This window comes from Bacillus salipaludis (assembly GCF_030938565.1).
GTDB lineage: Bacteria > Bacillota > Bacilli > Bacillales > Cytobacillaceae > Neobacillus > Neobacillus salipaludis_A.
The window spans coordinates 5640731-5661356 of sequence record NZ_JAVGVR010000001.1; the positions used below are offsets into that span (position 1 = coordinate 5640731).

A 20626-nucleotide genomic window follows, 5' to 3' on the forward strand; every position below is an offset into this window, starting at 1 on the left:
TTTTTTAAAAATCCCGTGGAATTCAATATGATTCCACGGGATTTTTGTTATTCATTCATAGTAGCCAATCTGTGAACATTCCTTGACATTTCCTTTAAACAGGCATATAGTTACCTAGGTAACTAATTTGCGATTTTGATCTGGAGTGACATATCTAAATGTATAACCACGAACTCTTCCATACTCTTCACCAGCTATCCAGACATCTTACTAATAAATTGAATGAAGTCTTGAAACCAATGGGTTTATATGGATCACAGTGGGCCGTTATATTTGCTTTAAAAACGAAGGGCTCCTTAACCCAGAAAGAACTATGTGATTATTTATTCGTTGAAGCCCCTCCAATGACTCGCACGATCCAAAGGCTTGTCAAGCAAGGGTATGTAAGACAGGTTCCGGGTAAAGACAAACGCGAAAAACATATCCAATTAACGGATGCAGCTTTAAATGAATATCCAAACTGGGAACGGGCCGTAACGGAACAAAACAAATTGTTATTAAAGCATCTTCCTGAAACATCCCAGAAAGAACTATGCACGATTCAAATTGACTGGCTACATAAACTTTTAAAGGAGTGATTTCCACATGTCGAAACCGAAATTGTGGACAAAGGATTTTATTAGTATATCCCTAAGTAACTTTTTTCTGTTTTTAACTTTTTATATTTTGCTAGTGACTCTTCCTATATTTGCGTTAAAGGAATTCCACAGCAGTGCTTCACAAGCAGGTTTAATGACCACTGTATTTTTGCTCTCCGCCATCATTTCGCGTCCGCTGGCAGGGCAATGGCTAGAACGGGCAGGGAGTAGAAAGGTATTGTTAACTGCTTTAATCATTTTTGCAGGTGCCTCCCTCTTTTACTTTTTTCCAAAATCAATCACCGGCTTTCTCATCATTCGGTTATTACATGGAGTTGGCTTCGGCATAGCAACAACAGCAGCTGGGACGATTGTGGCTGATCTAATACCTTCCTCGCGCAGGGGCGAAGGAATGGGCTACTTTGTGATGTCAATCAACATGGCGATGGTATTAGGGCCGTTTCTAGGATTGCTCGCCGTTCAGCAATGGGGCTCTAGTTGGTTGTTTACTTTAACACTAGTAGTTGCAATTGCTGCCCTTCTTACCGGTCTTAGTATTAAACTTCCGAAAAAAGAACAGAAAGTTGAGCCGACAGTACAATCTTCCTTTTCTGTACGGAATTTATTCGAAGCATCTGCGGTACCCATCTCGATTGTTGGCGGCTTCTTAGCCATCGTCTATTCGGCGCTTCTTTCCTTTGTATCCGTTTATGCGAGCGAAATACACTTGGCAAATGTAGCAAGTCTATTCTTTGTGGTCTACGCTGCTTTCCTTTTGCTTTCAAGACCTTTTACCGGAAAATGGTTGGATCAATATGGATCAAACGTTCTTTTCTATCCATGTATTATCCTTTTTGCGATCGGGCTTTTGGTATTAAGTAAAGCTGATGGAGCGTTTACCTTTCTCCTTTCAGCCGCTTTAATCGGGTTAGGATGGGGAACATTATTTCCAACCTTCCAAACAATTGCGATTCAAGATGCTGCTCCGAATAAACGTGGATTGGCTACGGCTACCTTTCTATCAATCTACGATACCGGTATTGCTCTTGGTTCATTTTTCATCGGATTAGTTGCTGCAAAAATGTCTTATAGCTCTCTATATTTCTTATGTGCATTCTATGTTTTAATTGGTGCTGTACTCTATTACTTCTTTCATCATGCAAAGAAACGCGAAACTTCATCGAAATTAAAAAGTCAGGAACAATAATCTATTCACCTCTATATAGGAGTATTATATAATGGTATTACTCTTTATATATGAGGTGATGAAAATGGCAAAATCAAAAGCCAAAAAGCTGCGCGAAAAAATGGAACGCGAAGGAAAGCTGAAGCCTGATCTAAAACGGAGCGTCTTTGTTTTCGCAGATATGAGAACACGAACAACCAAAACGAAAAAAGATTGTTTATACAAAAACAAGTACAAGAACCATTATTCCACAGAAGGAAAAGATGGTTCTTTTTATTTTATTCGGAAATGGACATACTGCTATTGAAAGATTTCGAATATAGAGCAGTTTATTTTACAATATTTTGGATTTAAGTTAATCTAAATAAGAATTATTATAATTAAAATTGGAGGTATGTGTATGTTTGATGTAGTGATCGTTGGCGCAGGTGCAGCTGGAGCAAGTGCTGCTTTATTTACCGCAAAAGCTGGAAAGAAAACATTGGTTGTTGACAATGACAAAAGCATGACAAAACGTGCTTGGATTGAAAATCATTATGGTGTAGCAGAAATCACAGGTCCAGATTTAATTGAAATTGGTAAAAAGCAAGCAAGTAAATTTGGCGCTGAACTAGTTCAGGGTACAGTAAACAATATCGTTAAAACAGATAATGGCTATAAAGTGGAAACTGATGGTGAAAGTTATGAAACCAAGCATGTTATCATTGCTACTGGCGCGTTAGTTACTCTTGCTGAAACAGTTGGCTTAAAAACCAAGCCAGGTACAGAGCCAAGAATTAAAACGGTTCTAGATGTAACTGCTGAAGGAAAAACAAATCTAGATGGAATTTGGGCAGCTGGAACAGTTGCTGGTGTGAGTGTACATACGATCATAACTGCTGGTGACGGAGCAAAGGTTGCCATCAATGTAATTAGCGAATTAAACGGCGAACGCTACGTTGACCATGATGTCTTAAAATCATAATCTAAGGGAGAAACCGAAAATGCCTGGAAAGAAAATTGACCATGTGGGGATTATGGTAAAAGACATCGATGCATCTATCAAATTCTATCAAGAAATTGTGGGAATGGAGCTGAAGGATAAATTCATTCATTCTGATGAGTCGATGACCTTGGCCTTTCTCGGTTTCAATGGCTCCGATGAAACCGAACTAGAGTTAATTCAAGGCTATAATGATAATCTCCCTCAAGAAGGCAAAGTGCATCATTTTGCTGTGTTGGTCGATGATATTGAAGCAGAATTCAATCTTATAAAAGGATTAGATGTGAAATTGATCGATGAAGAAATCACAACACTTCCAAACGGGTACCGCTATTTCTTTTTTCACGGACATGATGGTGAATGGGTTGAGTTTTTTCAAAGATGATTTATTAAGAGGGGCTCTTTATTGGAGCTCCTCTTTTTTAACTTCGTATCGGCTTGCCGCCTGAATTTCTTTTTCATGGATGGCAATTGTTTTTTCTAAAAAGCCGCTGATTAATGCCAGCTGCTCTTCATTATAATGAGAACAGAGCTCAGTCATCGATTTGTTTAAAGGTAAGAAATGCTCTTTAATGGAGCATTGATTTTCTTTTACTGGTACAATAATGACCCGTCGGCGGTCGTTCGGATCTTTCTCCCTCCTGCATACCCCGCATGCTCGAGTCGATCAATAAGAGCAGTAACAGACCCCGTACTCAGACCGGTTACCTTACTTAATTCCCCTGCCGTAAGCGGGCCTGCTTCATTGAGAATGTCCGCTGTTTTAAAATCAGTATGAACCAAGCCGATTGAATGGGCTGCAGTTTGTTGAAAAAGAACCATTCTTGTGCTCAGTTTCCGCAAATTTTTTATTAGATTCTTTATTGTATCAGGATGATTAAATAAATCCATTGACATGTTTCATCCTTCCTTTTAAAATTACTTTATCTTGATAATCAAGATAATAGGTTTCCTTAGTATATTTCATCTTATCAAACTTTTTTACCCTATGAAAGAAGATCTAGGAAGACCATACAAAAGAAGGAGACATTTCATGATTAAAAAAGATAATAATCTTAAATTTGTTGTGGCTGGAATTTTATTAGCTATTTTAATGGCTGCCATGGATAATACAATTGTCGCAACGGCGATGGCTACCATTGTTTCAGATCTTGGAGGCTTCGACAAATTTATTTGGGTGACTTCTGCCTATATGGTAGCGGTTATGGCCGGAATGCCGATTTTCGGCAAACTATCTGATATGTACGGGCGCAAACGCTTCTTTATTTTTGGTTTAGTCATCTTTTTAGCTGGTTCTGCCCTTTGCGGAATTGCCCAAAGTATTATTCAGTTAAGCATTTACCGTGCCATCCAGGGGATTGGCGGTGGAGCATTAATGCCGATTGCTTTTACCATCGTTTTTGATATTTTCCCACCGGAAAACCGTGGAAAAATGACTGGATTACTTGGTGCCGTTTTTGGCGCTTCGAGTGTATTGGGTCCATTATTAGGGGCTTATATTACCGACTATATTAGCTGGCATTGGGTTTTTTATGTCAATGTCCCAATTGGAATCGTTTCGCTTTTCTTAATTGTTCGTTTCTACCATGAATCCCTTCAGCACTCTAAGCAAAAAATTGACTGGGTCGGTGCCATCACACTTGTTATTTCGGTCGTTAGTTTAATGTTTGCTCTTGAGCTTGGCGGCAAGGAATATGACTGGGATTCAGCTCAAATTATTGGCTTGTTTGCTAGCTTCTTCGTCTTCTTCGTGGCCTTTTTTATTGCTGAATTTAAAGCAGCAGAGCCGATATTGCCACTTTGGCTCTTTAAAAGACGATTATTTGCCACCTCGCAAATTCTTGCGTTTTTATATGGCGGTACATTTATAATATTAACGGTGTTTATTCCGATTTTTGTTCAGGCTGTTTATGGCGGCTCAGCTAAGAATGCAGGGTTAATTTTGACTCCTATGATGTTAGGGTCAGTTGCAGGAAGTTCTGTCGGTGGTATTTTCTTAACCAAAACTTCATATCGTAATTTAATGGTGATCTCCATCATTTCCTATTTAGCCGGGATGATTTTGCTTGGAAATCTGACAACGGATACCGCACGCTGGATGTTAACTCTTTATATGATTCTTGTCGGATTTGGCGTTGGGTTTTCTTTTTCCCTTTTACCAACTGCATCGATTCACAACTTGGAGCCGCAAAACCGGGGAACGGCCAATTCCACCAACTCCTTCCTTCGCTCATTCGGAATGACGCTTGGAGTAACGATTTTCGGCTCGATTCAAACGAATGAATTTACTGATAACTTGAAAGAAGCTTTTAAGGGGATGCAGGGAGCAGGCGGCCAAGGCGGAGCTCCTTCTATGTCTAACATGGACCCGCGTCAAATCTTCGAAGCCAGTGAACGCGCGAAAATTCCTAGTTTTATCTTGGATAAAATTGTTCACGCTATGTCTGATTCCATTACACATACGTTTTTACTTACATTAATTCCAATTGCAATCGCAGCTGTAACCATCTTTTTCATGGGGAAAGCAAGGGTTGTCGTGGTGAAAAAAGGATAACTGGCTTAGCACTGGTCTCTTAGAGAACCAGTGCTTTTTTAAAACTTCACGAATTCGTCATTCCCTATCCATCTTTTCTGCAAATTCTTGCTTTATGATGAAGGTAAGATATGAAAGGAGTTGTTTATAATGAAAAAAATTGCAATGAGTATTTTTAGTGCAGCACTAATTCTTGGCGCAGGTACAGCAGTTTTTGCAGCAGGAAACGGCAACTCTGGTAATGGTCTAAACTTCGAAAAAATGTTGCCTTTTATGGAAAAAATGCATCCTAATTCATCTAAAGAAGAGTTGAAAAACATGTACAAGACCTGTCATGGAAACGGTGGTATGATGAGCGAGACAAATTCTAAAGAAATGATGAATCGTTTTTAAAATTTAGTAAAAGGTTTGGTAATCTGCCAAACCTTTTTTCCCATCCTTAATATTAGTTACTCTCCAAACTTTCCGTCCATATAATCGCTGTAAGCTTGGCGAATTTCTTCCTCTGTATTCATTACGAATGGCCCCCGGGCAACGATTGGTTCGTTTAGAGGTTTTCCCGCATAGAGCAATACTTGCAGTTTTTCTTTCGCCTGAATGGTCACTTCGCTCGCGTCCCCTTCTACACCCTTGCCTAATTGCAATGCCTGGCCTTTTTCGGCTTCTACCTTATTTTTCCCGAAAAGTCCGCTTCCATCAAGAACATACATAAAACCGCTGTAATCTCCAGGTAAGTCCTGGGAGATGGTTGCTCCGGCTTCGAGATTGATTTCAACAAATGTCACTGGAACATAGTTTTTCGTCGAGGACTTTATTCCGCCCGATGACCCGGAAAAAATACGAACCAGCACACCCTGTTCTTCGCGGACTGGCATGTCTTGACCTCGAAGGTTTTGATAGCACGGCTCGGTCATTTTGTGTTCACGAGGAAGGTTAACCCATAGCTGTAAGGAATGAACGGTGTCGCCTTCTGCTGGGTCTTCAATGTGAATGACGCCTCTTCCTGCCGTCATCCATTGAACATCGCCAGGTCCTAGCTCTCCTTTGCCCGCTTTATTGTCATTATGTTCAAGTTTTCCTTCGATGACATAGGTTACAGTCTCAATCCCGCGATGGGGATGAAAATCGAAGGTACCTTTTTTGAAAAAATCTTCGGCCAGGAAAAGAAATGGATCAAATTCATGCATGTTAGTCGGATCGAGCACCATTCCTGCCGCATGGATTGGGCTTTGCTGATGATGTTGCACGGTCCAGGTTCGTTGTATTTCTCTTTGTAACATTTCCTTACCTCCGTTCGTGGAGAATTTATTTTGAATTCGAGGTAATTATAACGTTGTATAGGTGGTTTTTCAATTAATATGCTGGTGGATTCTTCTGGGGATTTGGATTCGCTGATAAATTGGTTTAATCCGCTGGTAAATGTATCAGATTCGCTAATAAATCTTCGTGATTCGCTGATAAGGTATTTGTTCATAAAGATTTTACAAATCATTTAGTTTTCTGGAGAACTTATATGCTAATTTTAAGAAGAAAAAATAAAAGGAGTGATCATTTTGTTAGTAAAAGAAAGAACAATCCCATTAAAAATTCTCATTTTATCCGCTATTTTACGGCGTATTCCCTTGAGTCATGCTAGATACCAGCAAATTTCAGATGAATTAGGCAGAAGACAAGCTGGATATGAGGGCGAACAATCTCTAGATTTTTATTATCGTGAACTCCCCAAACTGAAATACCTGATTTTCCACGATCTAAACCTTCCAGATGGTGACTACAACTGCCAAATTGATACTCTTCTCTTAACACCTGAATTTATCCTAATAATTGATGTGAAAAATATGGCCGGAAAATTAATATTTGATACGGAAAATGAGCAATTTATCCAAATTAAAGGTGAGGAAGAAAAAGGGTATTCCTATCCAATTACGCAGGCAGAAAGGCATCAAGAATATATAAAGAAGCTATTGGCTGCGAATCATTTTCCCCCTGTTCCAGTTGTTTATTTAGTTGTTATAAGCAATAGTTATGCTTCGTATGTCATTACGGGAAAAAATGCTTATAAAGTAAAACCAAAAGTATGTAAAGGGGATGTGATGTTAAAAAGAATTCAAGATCTTGAAGGTATTTATACTACCCCCATTCTAACAGCAAAAGACCTCCGTAAGCTTTCTCGCCTTCTATTGAAAATGAACACTCCACCAACAGGATATCTTCTTCAGAAATTCGGTATTCAAAGGTTAGAGTTATTAACTGGCGTGCAATGCCCCTACTGTAAATATCTCCCTATGATTCGAAAGAAACAGAAATGGTTTTGTGCTAAATGTCAGCATTATTCAATAGATGCTCATATTGGTGCACTTAAAGACTATTTTTTATTGATTGATATGAAAATAACAAATCGAGAGTTTCGGGAGTTTATGCATATTAAATCAATTGATACAGCTAAAAGATTATTACAGGCTTCAAATCTTAAGTTTTCCGGGGCGAACAAAAATCGTACTTATTTTCCTAAGACAATTCCTTGGTAAAAATGGATTCGCTGATAAGTGGTCCAATTCGCTGATAAATCCCCGCGATTCGCTGATAAACTGCAAAAATTCGCTGATAACAATCAAAAGGGCGCTCTCGAAAGCGCCCGATTCAACAATAAGTCCAAAACTACACCTCAATGTCCTTACCTTCTTCAACAATATGGAACAATAAATGTGCTAAATGGTGTATCGGTCCGTACTCTTCTTCCTCTTCCTCAGTTTCTTCATTAAATTCCAGGTCGTTTAGGTAAAGCGCCGTGAATTCATAAAAATCCTCTAGTCGGAAAGAGTAACAGCCAACAGGTTCTTCATTGTCTTCTTCATATTGAAGCATTAAATAAGAGACAACGCCGTCGACATCTTCTGAATCAAAAAAGACAAAAAAGCCAACGTTAGTATCTAAATCAAATAAATGTCTTGTTCCACCTTCGGTTGCTTTTTCAAAATCCTGTTGGTTTAGTTTTTGTATTTGCATGCTATCTACATTGTCTTCCTGATGGAAACTAACGATAAATGATTGCATAATAACCTCCTACAATTTAATCAACACATACAGTTAGCATGCCCATTTTTACCATTTAATCCTACCTTATGGAACAAATAAATTTGCCTTTTCTTGTTCCTCCAAAAACTCCCCAGTTCCACCGGCAGCTTCTAAGGCCGCACCGATCGACTGGAGCCAATCACCTGTTATTGCTAATTTTTGGGCGTCTAATTTAAGTTTATTGTCGTTTCCAGTAATCTGTCCGGAAACCCCAATCGCTTCAAAAAATGTTCCGAGTGCTTGAATGCCGGCACCAGTTAGTACTTCTTTTTCAGGGATCGAATCTGGATTATCGCTAATCTCCCTTAACTTTGCAATCCCTAAGAATTCGATTGTTGCCCCAATCACCTGAATCCAAATACCAAGTGAAATTTGTTTTTCAATATTTAGCCTCTTTTGTTCCAACTCTGAAAAATTTCCATTCTTATTACTCATGAAGACACTCCCTCAAAAGAAGTCTGCTTCCAATACTTTATTCAAATTTCTAAAAAACGGTGTCCAATAAAAATAAGCTAGCAAAAACGCATAAACGTTTTTGCTAGCTTATAAGTCAGTTTATTATTTTAACGAAACCCAGACGCTCTTGACTTCCGTATAGTTGTTCAATGCATATGAACCCATTTCACGGCCAATTCCGGATTGTTTGTAGCCTCCGAATGGTGATGCTGCGTCAAAAGCATTGTAGCAGTTTACCCATACAGTACCAGCACGGAGTCGCCCTGCAATATAATGTGCCTTAGCTACATCCTTCGTCCAAACCCCTGCGGCTAAGCCATATTCACTATTATTTGCGCGATTAATCAATTCATCCAGGTCCTCATATGGCATTGCGGAAATAACTGGCCCAAAAATTTCTTCTTTAGCAATCGTCATTTCATCACGGACATCAGCGAAAATGGTCGGAGAAACAAAGTAGCCTTGTTCATATGGCTTATCTCCGCCCACTAACAATTCGGCACCTTCCTTCAAACCTTTTTCAATATATCCAAGCACGCGTTTCTGCTGCTCATCAGATACAAGCGGTCCGATTTCCGTGTCAGCATGTAAACCTGCTCCCTGCTTAATTTTTTTTGCATGGCTTACCATATCGGCAACAACATTATCAAATTGTTTCTTTTGAATGAATACGCGGGACCCAGCACAGCAAACCTGGCCTTGGTTGAACATAACTCCATTTAAGGCACCAGGGATAGCTTTTGTTAAGTCCGCGTCCGGTAAAATAATATTTGGTGACTTGCCGCCAAGCTCAAGTGTTACGCGTTTAAGCGTCTTTGAAGCTTTCTCCATAATGGATTTACCAACTTCAGTAGAGCCTGTGAAAGCAATTTTATCAACTAACGGATGATCAACAAGCGGCTGGCCGGCTGTTTCACCGAAACCAGGGACAATATTGATTACCCCATCTGGGAATCCTGCTTCTTGAACTAGTTCAGCCAGATATAAAACAGACAGCGGAGTCTGTTCTGCAGGTTTTAATACAACCGTACAGCCTGTGGCAAGGGCTGCACCCAGCTTCCACATTGCCATTAACAGCGGGAAGTTCCATGGAATAATCTGTCCGACGACTCCAACCGCTTCATGGCGTGTATAGTTAAGGAATGGTCCGTTTACCGGAATGGTTTGCCCAACAATTTTTGTTGACCAGCCGGCATAGTAGCGCATATGTTCAACGGCAAGCGGAATGTCCGCATTAGACGTTTCCCGTATTGGCTTTCCGTTATCAAGTGTTTCTAATTGGGCAAGCTCTTCTTGATTTTGCTCCATTAAATCCGCTAACTTGTACATTAAGCGGCTGCGTGCAGCTGCACTCATTTTCGACCAGGGACCTTCATCAAAGGCTTTCCTAGCAGCTTTTACTGCACGGTCAATATCCTCCGGACCGGCTTCATAAACTGCAGCAAGCACTTCACCCGTTGCAGGATTATACGTATCGAATGTTTTTTGAGAGAGACTTTCAACAAATTGACCATCAATATACAGTTTCTTTTTCCCTAATAGAAATTTTTCTACCTTTTCTTTTAGACCGACTGTTACTTGACTCAAATGTAATTCCTCCCTATGTACAAGATTCTGAGAATAAAAGCAATTTGTATACGCTTTCAACCCTCGAGTTTTATAGTATCATTGTTAAAATCTAGTAATCAACCAAAAACCACCGGAAAATTCAAAATATTATCGACAAAATTCGGGTGGTGACAGGCACCACCCGAATTTTGTCGAATCAATCGTCTTCTTTTGGATCCTCTTGATAATGTTCATTTAATAGAGGATTTTCTGTGGTTGCAAAGTTGACGGATAGTAGGCTCATTTCTGGGTCTAGTCCGTAGAGGCCTTTTGCCAGTTGTTCTATTTCTTCGCCACTTTGAAATTGGGGTTCTTTTTCTTTCATCTTATTCATCCTCCTCTTGTATTTTTATTTTTTCTATTATATACAAGAAGAGCTAATTTACTCGTGGAAAACCAAATCCTGATGCATAGTCATCTCCTGCTGCAGCGCCAGTTCCGCCTAAAATATCATTAGTTCTTGCTCTATTTTGCAGTTCTGTCCGAAGCTGAGTATTGGACCATGATAAATTAGAAGCCCAAATTTTTGCGGCTAGACCGGATATATGCGGTGTGGCCATTGATGTACCGCTTATCGTATTATAAGAGCCGTCATTCCAAGTGGATTCAATTGCTCTACCTGGTGCAGAAACCTCAACATCTCGTTCTTGAATTATATAATCACCATCGGTTGCCGGATTCCCGCGGGAAGAGAAATCTGCAACACGATAAGTTCCATTTGCTTGAACATTTTCTAAAGCAGCAACCGCCACCACATTCATTAATGCACCTGGATACCCAATAGTATTTGTTCCCGGACCATCATTTCCGGCAGCCGCCACAATAAGTACACCCTTACCATATGCATAATCAACGGCACTTGAAATTAGTGAGTCCTTCGTGCTGGAACCAAGTGACATCGAAATAATGACATGAACTTTATTCGCAACGGATTCATCGGCAACCCTTCTGATCGCCGCAGCAATATCATCCGAGTAACCCGAACCTCGATCGTTTAATACTTTATAGGACCAAAGCTTTGCTTCCGGAGCAACTCCATAAATCCCACTACCACTTCCGCCATTTGCCAAAACAGTTCCTGATACATGTGTTCCATGTCCATTGCCGTCCGCACAGCTGCCCTCAACCAATGCGGTTTTCCTTTGCGAAAAGTCTTTACATTGCTCGACATTTGCAGTTAAATCCTTATGCGTTTTCAAAACTCCCGTGTCCAAAACTGCTACTTTAATTCCACTGCCGCCTGTTGTTTTTGTTATAGCAGAATCATGATAGATTGCCTGAATTCCCCATGGTGTCCGATCACTTGGAACGCTGCTAGCAATGCCCCCAGGCTTACCTTTTTGGTCCACAATTTTCTCCATCTGAATTTCCGGAACTTTTTCAATTGTTAAGTTTTTATTTTTCAATAACGCCTGATACTGATGATCATTAACCGTTGTAGTAAATCCTTTGCTACCAAAATCCCAACGTTTTCCGTAGCTGTCTTTTGCCCTCGCTTTTTCAGAGGCCGGTCCATTAATTAAAACTCGGTAGGAATCCCGACTTTGGCTGCTGGTTTGCTGCCCAAATGCCGCTGTTGCAAACATGGATACCCCCATTGCCACGCTAAGTACTACTGAACCGATTACTCTTCTCGTTTTCACTCGCACACCTCACCCCTTCTATTTACAGCACACCGCTGCTTATCTAAACTATTCAGAACATTAATTTAATATAATCAGTCCATTCTCCTAAAAAAGGGACGAAAAAAGGCATAGACAAAATTTTGTCTATGCCCTTGCAAACCATATCGTCCATCTTTCTTTTTCAACCAACGGAAAAGATTTCGTTACTCGTTCTCCAATACCGTTAGCTAGAAGCTGAACCTGTTCATCATTTAATTCAAACAAAATCGAACGGCCTTTACGCAAAGTGATCTCCTGCTTCAATTCATCAAGCGTATTATAAATTTTGCGATTTTCCCAAAAAGACAGAACCTCAACATGCTGAAAACCTGCCTCTGTTAAATAAGAATTAATTGTGTCAGCTGAATGCCTTCTAGCAATATCCTTTTTCAGCAATTCCGGATATTGTTCAAAAAAGAAACCACGAATATGCTCATTACTTCCAGCTAACGAGCAATCCTCAATTGTCCGGTCCTGAACGATGAATACACCGTTTTCATTTAAAATTCGCTTAGCCTCCGCGAAACATTCCGGTAATTGATGATTCTTTAAATGATGGATTAACGCACGCTCCAGCAGCACATCTGCTGTCCCTCCTGGAAGATTCGATTCTCTGGCTGTTCCAACCTGGAAGCTAATTTGCGGATATTCCCGGCAATTCTCCTTCGCTCCGGCAATCATATTTTCAGAGATATCGACTCCAATGACACTTGCCGCTCCCAATTTCGCTAATGCAACTGAATAGATTCCGCCGCCTGCACCAATATCCACTGCAATCTTCCCAGAAACATTTGCCCTTGATTGAACTAACTCCATCCACTGTGGGTCGACAGGCCGTTTCGTATAGGTTTCTTTTTCAATTGAATTAAAAAATTCCTTGTTCATCCCCCTCACCCCATTTTTAACATTACTGGATACAAACAAATTTTTCCAATCATCATTTCTTATGCTTCATAATAAGGGAAGATTATAAAGCTGACTAAATTGCAGATTACTCATTCGAACATCTACCCTAAGAAAACAAATGACAATTTAAGTTTGAATATTTTATAATAGATTTTGCCAATTAGTATATTTTGGAAGGGATGGATAAATCTGATTAAAAAATTATTATTTCTCCCCATACAAGTAACCGCCATTTTAGCTGGTTTTGTCTTTTTGATGAATATCCCTATATTCCTCCAAATCAATGCTGAAGAAAAAAGAATCGAAATGGATCTTAGCTTATACTGGGAGTACTCAAAAAGTAACTTAAGCTGGTTTCTACATATCAAAGACGAAGTTCCATTTATTTTTAATATTTAAATGCTTCAACCATTGATAAATATTATTATACAATGAGCATCTTATCACTGGCCCTTCTATCTGTCATCCTTATTGGGGTAGTTATTTCCGCTGCCATTATGATGCTGCCGACAAATGTCCGTAAAAGATTAAAAGGTTTAATTGATTTTACAACGACTGCACCTGAACTATTAATTATCTTTCTATTACAATATATGGTCATCTATATCTATAAGACATACGGGATTAAATTGTTTCAGTTATATGGCGGGATGAGTACACAACCTTATTTTTTACCTGTTTTCGTGGTGTCTTTTCTACCTGCACTCTTTTTGATTCAGTATTTATTAAAGGTATTTGCAGATGAAGAGGTAAAGGATTATGTTCTTTTAGCAAGAGCAAAAGGACTTTCACGGGGAACCATTTATTTTAAACATATCATGCGTAACGTGATTCCTTTATTACTAATTCATTTAAAAGTAATTATTTGGTACATTCTTACAAATATTATTGTCGTTGAGTACTTATTTAATATTAATGGCTATATTGTAATTGTGAAATCCTTCTATGCTAAGCGGATCGTCCCATATATAATAAGCCTTCTGCTTTTTGCCGTTCCTGTTATTCTCTCACAATTACTTGCGTGGATTGTAACCATTAGAATGAACAGAAAGGAACAGAACAGTCTATGAAGATATTCAAATACAAAAAAACAACTTTTGGCTTACTCATCTTGATTCTAATCCTAATTCTAAGTTTCCTTTATCCCCTATACGGTCCACCTGACTTCAACACGACAATCATTCTATATGATAACAAAGGTAAGATGATTGATGTTCGACCCTTTTCTCCTTCATCGCATTTCCTTCTCGGTTCTGACCGAAATGGCGCAGACATCCTGCTGATGATGATTTATGGAGCAAAATATACAATCCTCATCACTTTTGGGATCACCATCCTAAGATTTTTGATAGGAGGAGTGTTAGGAATTATATTCTCCTTCTGGCTTAATCTGCTGTTGCCGATTGTAAAAAACTTATTTGTTGTATTTCGGATCATTCCCCCAATTATTATCACCTTATTACTAATTACAGCTACTTCAACTACCTATATAAAAGGGGCTGCTCCTTTCATCATTGTTTATCAGATGATCATATTAGTCCTTATCGGAATTCCTTCTGTATTAATCAATACATCCGATATCATCTCTGAATTAAAGGGAAAATCTTTTATTCAAAGTTCCTACTTAATGGGGGCGGGTCATTTCCATATTATTAAAAGGCATTTGAAACCCTATATGACCTCCTACGGTTTGATCATCTTTGTTCAACAATTACTGAATACATTGGTATTAATCATGTTTCTTGGTACCTTCAATATTTATATGGGCGGGATTTCGGCGGAAGGAATTGCCGGAACGGAACAGATTGGAATAGGAATTGGCGCTCATAGTGTTCCAGCCCAGGATGCTTCACTAACGAGGGAATGGTCAGGATTAATCGGTCAAAACTATCGAGAATTTTACAGAGTCCCCTGGATTATCTTGGACCCCTTATTTGCCTACTTCTTTTTAATTTTACTAATTAATATGATGAAAAAAGAACTTGAGGCGGGAATGGATGCCCATTACACAAAAAAAGGAAGGAAATATAAAAACCAAGACAAGAGTACTGACCCAATCCTTTCCCCCAACTTTACTTTTCAAAATTACAAGGAGATAGAAAAATGACAGGCCGCAAATGTGCCTGTCATTTTTAATATAAAAAACTAATACTCTAGAAATATTTCTTTTTCCAAAAAATAAAAGCCGTACAACTCGTTAAAAGGGCCGAGATAACTAATGGAATGGCATACGAGTGGGTTGCATGCTGGAACGGAATATCGACGTTCATCCCATAAAAACTTGCCACCATCGTCGGGAATGATAGGATAATCGTAATCGATGTTAAAAATTTCATGACAATGTTTAGGTTATTCGAAATGATGGAAGCAAAGGCATTCATCATCCCACTCAAGATGGAACGATAGGTTTCCGCCATTTCAATCGCCTGTGTTTTTTCAATGATGACATCTTCAAGTAAATCTTTGTCTTCTTCATACATTTTTAAATAATTAAAACGCAAAATCTTATCAAGGACAACCTTATTCGATTTTAGTGAGGTTGTAAAATAAACCAAACTTTTCTCTAAGGCAAGAAAGGCATATAATTCTTTATTTTTTAATGATTGATGCACTTCACGTTCAATTTCATTTGTTTTCTTATTGATTTGTTTTAAATAGCGTAGGTAATAAGATGAAATGACAAATAAAATTTGCAGGGCAAAACGGGTCTTTTTAAACGTAAAGAACTCTTTTACTCTATTTTTTCTAAATTCTTCTAAAATCGGTGTATCCTTTAAGGATACGGTGATTACACAATCGTCCGTTAGAATAATCCCAATTGGAATCGTTTCATAAACAGCTAAACCGGTATCATCGTGAACAATATAGGGAAAGTCAACGATAATATATACTTGACCATTATCGCGCTCAATCCTTGGACGTTCTTCATCATCCAGGGCATCTTTAATGATATCGACATCGACTTGTGCATCATTTGCAATCCGGCTTATTTCTTCAGCTGTTGGGGCGTACATATTAATCCAGCAGCCCTTTGATACAACATCTACTTTTTCTAAAACCTTTGTTTCTGTACTTTTGAAAATCTCCAACATGTCAAAACCTCCTCATTATTCGTTTTTGAGGAAGCCAACAACCTTTTCAAGAGCTGATATTCTTGTAGAAACCAATTCAATCAATTCAAAGATCACATTGACTTCCCCTCGCCTACTTGGGTCCGGGTCTATGGAATAACTCAAAAATATCAACTCCTTTAACTTTTTTATTCCTTTCTTATCATAAACCCTAAAGGCAAAAAGTACAAAGCAGTTTTTTTTGGTTTTATTTTTCCTTAGGGAAGTATGGATTTAAATGAATCAGCACTTCCTTAATATTATCAAAATGGTCCATCAATTTTTGTTTAATCGAATGAGAAAGATCGTGACCCTCTTTAATGGTTTTAAAATGATCAATGGAAATCCTTAAATCCACCAATATATAATGTCCATGTTCTCTCGCCCGAATTCGGTCGATTCTCCTTACTTCAGGAAATTCGGAAATAATGGAGATATATTCTTGAAGAATTTCGCTGTTAATATTTCTCTCGAGTAAGATGTCAAATGCTTCCGTTATCATTTCTTTCGCAATTTTAAAAATTAAATAGGCAACAAAAATACTGGCCGCCTTATCACCGTAAAGTAAAACATGAATATCAAATTTCACGCCGATAATGGAAATAAGAACGCCGATGGCTGCTGCGATGGAAGCAACAATATCAGCCTTATGATCAAAAGCAATCGCTTCGATTGCCTTACTCCTATGCTTTTCTGCTACTTTTAAGGATGAACGGTAAAGAATTATTTTTGCAAAAAAAGAAAAAACCGCTACCCACATTGCTAAATAACTTGGTGTTTCAACCTTATGGAAGAATCCGCTGATTCCTTCATAAACCACATATAGGGCTACGACAAACAACAAAATTCCAATTATCTCGGAAACAATAACTTCTGCTTTTCCATGTCCATACGGATGTTCTTTATCGGCCGGCTTATTGGCAATTTTTATCACCAATAAAACAATGACGGAAGCAAATACATCAGCTGCAGAGTGAATCCCATCGGCAAACACGGCATCACTATGCCCGAGCCAGCCGATGAAGATTTTCCCCAATGTCAGGACAATATTACTGACTACACTTATCCAGGCTATTTTTTTAGCAAGAGTTTCTCTCATTTCCATCGTCTACCACCTCAAAAAATTCTCTTGAAATCATACCAAACTTTTCCTGGATGGGTCTAGAGAAAAAGTCTTGCCCCCTTGAACCATAGTTGGACACATTCAACAAATTATTATTCGACCTGTCCTTTATTTTCCTGTTTCACCATTTCAACTTCTTCAACTACAGAAATTCTGGTAATTTCATCCTGAAGAAAATGAAAAGCTTGATCTAATTCTTCTCTAGAGGGAAATGAGCTTTTTTTATTCATAATTATCAACTCCTAAAATAGTTAGACTAAATATCAGTTAATAAGAGAAAATACGTCTGTAAGATTTTTCAATAAAGGAGTGGTTTCTATGGTTAAAAAAAATCAAAACGGCAGTACAGAAATCGCAGGACGTAATTTTAATGCAAATGATTATCAAAAAAATGATGCTTTGTCTTCAGGTCTGGCAACAACTCACGAACAGGTAAGTGATACCTATATGGAGGGCGTCATCGAAACAAACGATTTAAATGAACAAGAATAAGAACTCAGAGAAAACAGCTCTCATCGATGAAAGCTGTTTTCTTTATATTGTCTGGCACCAGAATTAGATATTTCTTTCGTTTTTGTTATTGTTATCTACATACGCATCATGTTCAAATGCAGGAAGATCGCCGAAGCTTGTCATAATGCCTTCTTCATCAAGCGCATCTTCATAGCGTTCATGCTGAGCATTCGGGTAAACGGTAATATTTTTGCCATACATATCGTTACCGGTAAAATTTTCAAAGTCCTCAACATATCCTATGTTTTCGTCAGCCTCAATATAAATATCATTGTAATCATCTTGTGGATTGACCATATCAGATGGTGTTTCAGATGTTCCCCATTCGGCAACAGCCTGCCAGGAGTCTTCCGCGTCAAAGGCAACATCTTCGTCCTGATTATCCATATCAAATTTACCCCATGGCGGCATTAATACCCCTTCTTCAATCGGGCGCTCATGAGAAACGACTTGGTCAGGACTATGCTCCTTGCAATAGGTGGTGTTTGGTAAGGCTTCTAAACGTTCAGTTGGTATATCCTTACCGCAAACCTCACATTTCCCGTAAGTTCCATTCTCCATTGCCTCTAGAGCGTGGTTAATATTGCTTAATTGCAATTCATAATGCTCCTTTAAAGCAATATCCTTTTCGCGCTCATAAAGCGCCGATCCCTGATCAGCCGGATGGTTATCATAACTTGATAATTCCCCCATTGATTCATGCCAAAACCCTTGTTCCAAGCCAAAATGGTTATTTTGTTTCAAGTTATTTTCCACTTCGTTTTTTTCCTTTAACAATTGCAATCGTAATTCAGCTAACTGCTCAGTCGACAGCATTGCTCAAACCCCTTTCAAAAAGAAGCTTCCGCTTTTCTTATTTAGTTTCAATGTTTTTACGAATGTTTATGTAATGAAAATTTAATTCCATCAAAATCCTAATGGCATTTCCATGGAATAACTGAATAAGATTCCCTGGTGCGAGTATCTTAAAAAATATAAATGCAGCCAAGAAAAGAGGGAAACTAATGGTAAATGAAAACTGGAACGAATTTAATAAAATTCAGCAAAAACATCGGGCAAGTTATTTAGGAAGTGAAAAAAGACAGCAACCAGGTCTTAACGACCCGGAATATAATAGCGCGGAAGATACCGATAAATCGGTTGGGGCAACGGGCAGAGATATTTAATACACTTTTTATCATTCGTCAGTCCAAATTCTTATTAAAAATAGCCAGAACCAAAGGTCTGGCTATTTCCACCTATACTATTACACTTGTTTCAACCTAAACCTCTGTACTTTTCCAGTCGCGGTTCTCGGTAATTCTGAGATAAATTCAATTTCCCGTGGGTATTTATAAGGAGCGAGATTTTGTTTAACAAAAAGCTTAAGCTCTGTTTTCAAGTCTTCCGTTGGTTCAATCTCATCTCGTAAGACAATATAAGCTTTTGGATAAACAAGATTACTCTCATTTTTCGACCCGACAACGGCCACTTCAAGCACATACTCGTGACGAATTAAGGTCGATTCTATTTCAATCGGTGAAACCCAAATTCCCCCTACCTTAAGCATGTCATCCGAGCGTCCGCAGTACCAAAAATATCCTTCCTCATCCTGATAATATTTATCTCCTGTATACATCCACTCACCGTGGAACTTCCGTTGATTTTCTAATAAGTTGCAAAAATACCCAATACTAACACTATCTCCTTGAATAACCAGGTCGCCAATTTCATTAACACCCACCGGTTTAGACTCTTCGTTTACGATTTTAGCCTTATAACCTGGAACCACTTTTCCGGTACTTCCTGCTTTAATATCGTGTGCCTGGTTAGAAAGGAAAATATGCAATGCCTCTGTTGAACCAATTCCATCTAAAATATCAAGGTTAAACAACTCTTTCCACTTTTTCATAAAGGTGGACGGAAGAGCTTCTCCTGCTGATACACATATTCGAACAGAGGATAGATCTGGAATTACCCCTGTTTTTTCGACATACTGAATAAGCGAACCATATAATGTCGGTACACAAAAAAAGATTGTTGGCTTATTTTTTTCAATGGTTTTAAAAATATTTTCCGGTGTTGGCCGCTCTTTCATTAAAATGGTCGAAGCTCCAGTTCCAAGTGGAAAGTACATTCCATTTCCAAGTCCATAAGCAAAATAAAGTTTAGAAGCAGAGAACGTCCGATCATTTTCATTTACTTTTAGAATGTTTTCGGCATAGTTTTTAACAGCCACTTCCATGCTCCTATGAATGTGAACAACTCCTTTTGGATTGCCAGTACTGCCGGAACTATACAGCCAAAAAGCTTGATCTTCAGAGGTAGTAACAGCATCTTCCAACTCAGAAGAGGCTTGACTGATGAATTCATCATAATCAATGGTATCCTCATAGAGGGTCCCGGTTTCTGAAATAACGATAATATATTTTAAGAAAATGAATCGATCCCTATTTTCCTTAATGGTCTCCCAAACGTCCTCTTGGATGACCAGGACCCTTGAACGACTGTGGTTTAAAAAATACTCATAATCCTTTGGTTTCATTGCTGTATTGACAGGTATTGGAATGGCTCCAATTTTTGTTGCACCAAAAAAAGAGTAGATAAATTCTGGGGAATCATAGATGACATGTAAAATTCGATTTTCCTGTTCAACGCCAATACTTTTGAGAGCGTTTCCAAATTGATTTACTTTAAAAAGGAGCTCCTGGTATGTAATTTCATCGCTGTCAGAAAAAATTGCCACTTTATTACCGAGTCCATTACGAACCTTCTCTTCGATAAAAAAAGTTGTACAATTGTAATAATCTTTTATGCCATTTAATTGTTTCGCTAATTCTAGCATTCTTTAACCCCCAGAAGTATATTGAAGACTAAAATCTCATTTATCTACCTACAGAAAATGAACGGGCA

25 protein-coding genes and 1 pseudogene are annotated in these 20626 nt (G+C 38.6%); 12 read left to right on the top strand and 14 right to left on the bottom strand.

Annotated features, from left to right (window positions below):
* Positions 1-158: 158 nt before the first annotated feature.
* The 5 genes from RCG21_RS28070 to RCG21_RS28090 all read left to right on the top strand — a co-directional run bounded on the left by RCG21_RS28070 (position 159) and on the right by RCG21_RS28090 (position 3131).
* Positions 159-578, top strand: a complete 420-nt coding sequence (locus RCG21_RS28070) for a MarR family winged helix-turn-helix transcriptional regulator (protein ID WP_133334120.1) — start codon at positions 159-161, stop codon at positions 576-578.
* A 7-nt stretch (positions 579-585) separates the two neighbouring features.
* Positions 586-1785 carry an MFS transporter gene (locus tag RCG21_RS28075; protein ID WP_133334119.1) on the top strand — a complete coding sequence of 400 codons (1200 nt, stop codon included), beginning with the start codon at positions 586-588 and terminating at the stop codon, positions 1783-1785.
* Between the two features lie 64 nt (positions 1786-1849).
* Positions 1850-2071 carry a ribosome rescue factor BrfA gene (gene brfA, locus RCG21_RS28080; protein ID WP_133334118.1) on the top strand — a complete coding sequence of 74 codons (222 nt, stop codon included), beginning with the start codon at positions 1850-1852 and terminating at the stop codon, positions 2069-2071.
* 93 nt (positions 2072-2164) lie between these two features.
* Positions 2165-2728 carry an FAD-dependent oxidoreductase gene (locus RCG21_RS28085; RefSeq protein WP_133334117.1) on the top strand — a complete coding sequence of 188 codons (564 nt, stop codon included), beginning with the start codon at positions 2165-2167 and terminating at the stop codon, positions 2726-2728.
* 19 nt (positions 2729-2747) lie between these two features.
* Positions 2748-3131 carry a VOC family protein gene (locus RCG21_RS28090; protein WP_133334116.1) on the top strand — a complete coding sequence of 128 codons (384 nt, stop codon included), beginning with the start codon at positions 2748-2750 and terminating at the stop codon, positions 3129-3131.
* An 18-nt stretch (positions 3132-3149) separates the two neighbouring features.
* On the opposite strand, the pseudogene RCG21_RS28095 reads toward RCG21_RS28090, so the two are convergent.
* Positions 3150-3637 (bottom strand): annotated as a pseudogene (locus RCG21_RS28095) (MarR family winged helix-turn-helix transcriptional regulator).
* Between the two features lie 142 nt (positions 3638-3779).
* On the opposite strand from RCG21_RS28095, the gene RCG21_RS28100 reads away from it, so the two are divergent.
* Together RCG21_RS28100 and RCG21_RS28105 are read left to right on the top strand one after the other, a co-directional pair.
* Complete coding sequence (locus RCG21_RS28100; protein ID WP_308913986.1) at positions 3780-5300, top strand: MDR family MFS transporter; 1521 nt, start codon at positions 3780-3782, stop codon at positions 5298-5300.
* 129 nt (positions 5301-5429) lie between these two features.
* Positions 5430-5672, top strand: a complete 243-nt coding sequence (locus RCG21_RS28105; protein ID WP_133334114.1) for a hypothetical protein — start codon at positions 5430-5432, stop codon at positions 5670-5672.
* A 56-nt stretch (positions 5673-5728) separates the two neighbouring features.
* On the opposite strand, the gene RCG21_RS28110 is transcribed toward RCG21_RS28105, so the two are convergent.
* Positions 5729-6559, bottom strand: coding sequence for a pirin family protein (locus RCG21_RS28110; protein WP_308913987.1), 831 nt, complete (start codon positions 6557-6559; stop codon positions 5729-5731).
* Positions 6560-6832: 273 nt separating this feature from the next.
* On the opposite strand from RCG21_RS28110, the gene RCG21_RS28115 reads away from it, so the two are divergent.
* Positions 6833-7807, top strand: coding sequence for a nuclease-related domain-containing protein (locus RCG21_RS28115; protein WP_165976236.1), 975 nt, complete (start codon positions 6833-6835; stop codon positions 7805-7807).
* Positions 7808-7937: 130 nt separating this feature from the next.
* Here RCG21_RS28115 and RCG21_RS28120 read toward each other — a convergent pair whose 3' ends face one another.
* The 6 genes from RCG21_RS28120 to RCG21_RS28145 form a co-directional block, all read right to left on the bottom strand.
* Positions 7938-8333 carry a cytosolic protein gene (locus tag RCG21_RS28120; protein ID WP_133334111.1) on the bottom strand — a complete coding sequence of 132 codons (396 nt, stop codon included), beginning with the start codon at positions 8331-8333 and terminating at the stop codon, positions 7938-7940.
* 66 nt (positions 8334-8399) lie between these two features.
* A complete protein-coding gene (locus RCG21_RS28125; protein WP_133334110.1) occupies positions 8400-8789 on the bottom strand; it encodes a hypothetical protein in 390 nt (129 codons plus the stop codon).
* A gap of 123 nt (positions 8790-8912) precedes the next feature.
* Positions 8913-10397 (bottom strand): aldehyde dehydrogenase family protein, encoded by a 1485-nt coding sequence (locus tag RCG21_RS28130; protein WP_133334109.1) that lies wholly within the window; start codon positions 10395-10397, stop codon positions 8913-8915.
* Positions 10398-10575: 178 nt separating this feature from the next.
* The gene (locus RCG21_RS28135) at positions 10576-10743 is read right to left on the bottom strand and encodes a hypothetical protein (protein WP_208025346.1); all 168 of its coding nucleotides are present in this window, start codon (positions 10741-10743) and stop codon (positions 10576-10578) included.
* Between the two features lie 52 nt (positions 10744-10795).
* Positions 10796-12061, bottom strand: coding sequence for a S8 family peptidase (locus RCG21_RS28140; RefSeq protein WP_133334108.1), 1266 nt, complete (start codon positions 12059-12061; stop codon positions 10796-10798).
* A 126-nt stretch (positions 12062-12187) separates the two neighbouring features.
* Complete coding sequence (locus tag RCG21_RS28145; RefSeq protein ID WP_133334107.1) at positions 12188-12967, bottom strand: class I SAM-dependent methyltransferase; 780 nt, start codon at positions 12965-12967, stop codon at positions 12188-12190.
* Positions 12968-13419: 452 nt separating this feature from the next.
* On the opposite strand from RCG21_RS28145, the gene RCG21_RS28150 reads away from it, so the two are divergent.
* Together RCG21_RS28150 and RCG21_RS28155 are read left to right on the top strand one after the other, a co-directional pair.
* Positions 13420-14058: an ABC transporter permease subunit gene (locus RCG21_RS28150; protein ID WP_308913988.1), complete on the top strand. Its 639-nt coding sequence runs from the start codon at positions 13420-13422 to the stop codon at positions 14056-14058.
* Entirely contained in the window at positions 14055-15095 is a 1041-nt protein-coding gene (locus RCG21_RS28155) for a hypothetical protein (RefSeq protein ID WP_308913989.1), read from the top strand. Before RCG21_RS28150 ends, RCG21_RS28155 begins: the two co-directional genes overlap by 4 nt.
* 46 nt (positions 15096-15141) lie before the next feature.
* Here RCG21_RS28155 and RCG21_RS28160 read toward each other — a convergent pair whose 3' ends face one another.
* The 4 genes from RCG21_RS28160 to RCG21_RS28175 all read right to left on the bottom strand — a co-directional run bounded on the left by RCG21_RS28160 (position 15142) and on the right by RCG21_RS28175 (position 17451).
* The gene (locus tag RCG21_RS28160) at positions 15142-16080 is read right to left on the bottom strand and encodes a magnesium transporter CorA family protein (RefSeq protein ID WP_133334104.1); all 939 of its coding nucleotides are present in this window, start codon (positions 16078-16080) and stop codon (positions 15142-15144) included.
* Positions 16081-16095: 15 nt separating this feature from the next.
* Positions 16096-16224, bottom strand: a complete 129-nt coding sequence (locus RCG21_RS28165; RefSeq protein ID WP_268884067.1) for a hypothetical protein — start codon at positions 16222-16224, stop codon at positions 16096-16098.
* 82 nt (positions 16225-16306) lie between these two features.
* Positions 16307-17203, bottom strand: coding sequence for a cation diffusion facilitator family transporter (locus RCG21_RS28170; protein ID WP_133334103.1), 897 nt, complete (start codon positions 17201-17203; stop codon positions 16307-16309).
* Positions 17204-17313: 110 nt separating this feature from the next.
* A complete protein-coding gene (locus RCG21_RS28175; protein ID WP_165976234.1) occupies positions 17314-17451 on the bottom strand; it encodes a hypothetical protein in 138 nt (45 codons plus the stop codon).
* A gap of 88 nt (positions 17452-17539) precedes the next feature.
* On the opposite strand from RCG21_RS28175, the gene RCG21_RS28180 reads away from it, so the two are divergent.
* Positions 17540-17713 carry a YozQ family protein gene (locus RCG21_RS28180; protein ID WP_081810920.1) on the top strand — a complete coding sequence of 58 codons (174 nt, stop codon included), beginning with the start codon at positions 17540-17542 and terminating at the stop codon, positions 17711-17713.
* Positions 17714-17776: 63 nt separating this feature from the next.
* Here RCG21_RS28180 and RCG21_RS28185 read toward each other — a convergent pair whose 3' ends face one another.
* Positions 17777-18550 (bottom strand): yteA family sporulation protein, encoded by a 774-nt coding sequence (locus RCG21_RS28185; RefSeq protein ID WP_133334102.1) that lies wholly within the window; start codon positions 18548-18550, stop codon positions 17777-17779.
* A 188-nt stretch (positions 18551-18738) separates the two neighbouring features.
* Here RCG21_RS28185 and RCG21_RS28190 point away from each other — a divergent pair, with 188 nt between their 5' ends.
* Positions 18739-18900 (top strand): hypothetical protein, encoded by a 162-nt coding sequence (locus RCG21_RS28190; RefSeq protein ID WP_155925865.1) that lies wholly within the window; start codon positions 18739-18741, stop codon positions 18898-18900.
* Between the two features lie 80 nt (positions 18901-18980).
* On the opposite strand, the gene RCG21_RS28195 is transcribed toward RCG21_RS28190, so the two are convergent.
* The gene (locus RCG21_RS28195) at positions 18981-20558 is read right to left on the bottom strand and encodes a benzoate-CoA ligase family protein (RefSeq protein WP_308913990.1); all 1578 of its coding nucleotides are present in this window, start codon (positions 20556-20558) and stop codon (positions 18981-18983) included.
* Positions 20559-20626: the final 68 nt, after the last annotated feature.